Raw genomic sequence first — 2,741 nt, 5'->3', positions numbered from 1 at the left:
GCCGGTGCCCGTCCGGGCGGCGCTCCTCGGCCTGGGCGGCCTCGGCGGCCTCCTGGCGGGTCGGCGGGTTGAAGCCTTCGGGGAAGGCGCCGACGGGGATCTTCTGGCGCGTGGTGCGCTCGATATCCCGCAGGTAGGCCTTCTCCTCGTCGTTGCAGAACGAGATGGCGAGCCCGTTCGCCCCGGCGCGCGCGGTGCGGCCGATGCGGTGGACGTAGCTCTCGGGCACGTTGGGCAGGTCGTAGTTGATGACGTGGCTCACCGCCTCGACATCGATGCCGCGGGCGGCGATGTCGGTGGCGACCAGCACCCGGCAGGACCCGTCCTTGAACGCGGCGAGAGCCCGCTCACGCTGCGGCTGGGACTTGTTGCCGTGGATGGCGGAGGCGTTGATGCCGACCTTCTCCAGGCCGCGCACCACGCGGTCGGCGCCGTGCTTGGTCCGCGTGAAGACGAGCACGCGCTCGATCTTCGGGTCGCGCAGGATGTGGTTGAGCAGGGCCTGCTTCGCGCCGGTATGGGCGAAGATGACTTCCTGGGTGACGCGCTCGGCGGTGGTCGCCACGGGGGTCACGGCGACCTGCACCGGGTCGCGGAGATACTGGTCGGCGAGGCCCGCGATGTTCTTCGGCATGGTGGCCGAGAAGAACAGGCTCTGGCGCTCCTTCGGCAGCATCTTCACGATGCGCTTGAGGGCGTGGATGAAGCCGAGGTCGAGCATCTGGTCGGCCTCGTCGAGGACGAGGATCTCGACGGCTTCGAGGGTCAGCGAGCGGCGCTCGATGAGGTCCATGAGGCGGCCCGGCGTGGCGACGAGGATGTCGACGCCGTTGGCGAGCGCCTTCTCCTGACGGGAGATGGTGACGCCGCCGAACACCACGGTGTTGGTGAACGACAGGTATTTCCCGTAGTCGGAAAAGCTCTCGGCGATCTGGTTGGCGAGTTCGCGGGTGGGCGAGAGCACCAGCACGCGGCAGCCGCGGCGGATGGCCTTGCGCGGGTTCTGGGCGAGGCGGTGCAGGATCGGCAGCGCGAAGGCCGCGGTCTTGCCGGTGCCGGTCTGGGCGATGCCGCAGAGGTCGCGGCCTTCCATGGCGGGGCGGAGGGCCTGGGCCTGGATCGGGGTCGGGGTCTTGTAGCCGGCCTCATCCAGGGCGCGCAGAACGGGCTCTGCGAGGCCGAAATCGGTGAATTGGGTCAAGGGTAGACTTTCAGGCAGCGGGACCGGCCGGACACCACCGAAACGATGGCCGTCTTGTCGAAGGGGCTGGTCCGTTGAGCTGGAGGCCGCCCGCGTGATGGGGCGATCCGGGTGCATGCACGTTGAAGAGAGGGGCTCAGGTCGCTTGGGCCGCGCTGACGCGCAATCGGCGATCCGTCACGCAGCCCTCTCAAGCGAACCTGTCACGGCCGCTGACGCTGCGACTGCGATATGCGCTTTCGCGCCTGCGAAGTCAACGTGGTGCCCGAGCCATTCGCCGGGCGCGGGGGTTACCAGCCGTAGCGCGCCATCTGATCGAGCTTGGCCCGGACCGCCGTCTCGTCGCGGCCGAGGGCGGCGATGCTCTGGGACAGGCCGTAGCAGGTGCCGCAGAACGGGAGCTGGACGAGGGGCATCGATTCGGCGCGGAACCGGGATACGGAGCCGATCAGGCAGGCGATGACCACCTCGTCCGGGGGCGTGCCGACGCAATCGCCGCGCGGGCTGCCGAACAGGGCGCGGTTGGGATAGGCCAGGGCCAGGGTGGTGCCGCCCCGCCGGTCGGGAGCCGGAGGCACGGTGTAGCTGCGCACGAACAGGCCGGCGAACAGCAGCATCGCGCCGAGGGCCGCGAGGAGGCGCATGGTCAGGCGGTCTCGTCGAAGCGGGTCCGGTGGAACACCTCCGTCCCGGCCCCATCGATGACGCGCACCGCCTCGGCCGGTCCGCCCGAGCGCTGCGGCGCCCGTGCCCGCGCGAACAGCAGGAGCGCGCGCTCCGTGGCGCTCTCCGCCCCGCTGGCACGGATCGACAGGCGCTGGCGCACGCGGTCCTCGCCCTCGTCGTCGGAGCCGAGGATCTCGATGTGGAACGTCTCGCGCGGAGTCACGATCGGGCGGCCTCCGGATGACGTCTGTGGCGATGGCTGGTCATTGCGGGGAGCTTTCGCCTCAACGTGGCGCCTGTGCAAGATGGGGCGTGCGCAAGGTGCCGCCCCGGCGAGCCGGCGACTGTGCAAGCCGGGGGCGGATGTGGTTGAGTGGCGTCGACCTCCTTATGATCGGACAGAGCAGACATGGCGCCTTCGCATTTCGTCACGACCGGCTGGCTCAAGGAGCGTCTCGGCGCACCGGGCATCATCGTGCTCGATGCGTCGTGGTACCTGCCCGCCCAGGGGCGCGATGCCGCAGCCGAATACGAGGCCGCCCACATCCCCGGCGCGATCCGCTTCGACATCGACGCCATGAGCGACGAGACCTCGCCCCTGCCGCACATGCTGCCCCGGCCGGAGGTCTTCGCCTCGCGCATGCGCGAGGTCGGCATCGGCGACGGCATGCACATCGTCGTCTATGACGGGATGGGCCTGTTCTCCGCGCCCCGCGTCTGGTGGATGCTGCGCACCTTCGGCGTGCGCGACGTGCAGATCCTGGAGGGCGGCTTTCCGGCCTGGCTCGCCGCCGGCGGTCCCACCGAGGATGGCGACGGCCCCCGCCGCGACCGGCGCCATTTCTCCGCGCGCCTCGACCACGGGGCCGTGGCC

General features: G+C 70.4%; 4 protein-coding genes. 1 reads left to right on the top strand and 3 read right to left on the bottom strand.

Translation table 11 applies throughout. The features are described 5' to 3' along the window. The 3 genes from FV220_RS24675 to FV220_RS24665 form a co-directional block, all read right to left on the bottom strand. Positions 1-1,201, bottom strand: a 1,201-nt coding sequence (locus tag FV220_RS24675; RefSeq protein WP_147833544.1) for a DEAD/DEAH box helicase, incomplete at its 3' end; no start/stop codon positions are given. 290 nt (positions 1,202-1,491) lie between these two features. Continuing rightward, entirely contained in the window at positions 1,492-1,845 is a 354-nt protein-coding gene (locus FV220_RS24670) for a hypothetical protein (protein ID WP_056141493.1), read from the bottom strand. A gap of 2 nt (positions 1,846-1,847) precedes the next feature. Then, positions 1,848-2,090, bottom strand: coding sequence for a hypothetical protein (locus tag FV220_RS24665; protein ID WP_027174009.1), 243 nt, complete (start codon positions 2,088-2,090; stop codon positions 1,848-1,850). A 186-nt stretch (positions 2,091-2,276) separates the two neighbouring features. Between FV220_RS24665 and FV220_RS24660 the strand changes: the two genes are divergently transcribed. Continuing rightward, a partial coding sequence (locus FV220_RS24660) for a rhodanese-like domain-containing protein (RefSeq protein ID WP_281406105.1) occupies positions 2,277-2,741 on the top strand: 465 nt, incomplete at its 3' end.

The organism is Methylobacterium sp. WL19, assembly GCF_008040005.1.
GTDB lineage: Bacteria > Pseudomonadota > Alphaproteobacteria > Rhizobiales > Beijerinckiaceae > Methylobacterium > Methylobacterium bullatum.
The sequence above is the reverse complement of the archived record's forward strand: the minus strand, read 5'-3'. Positions and strand labels throughout refer to the sequence as shown.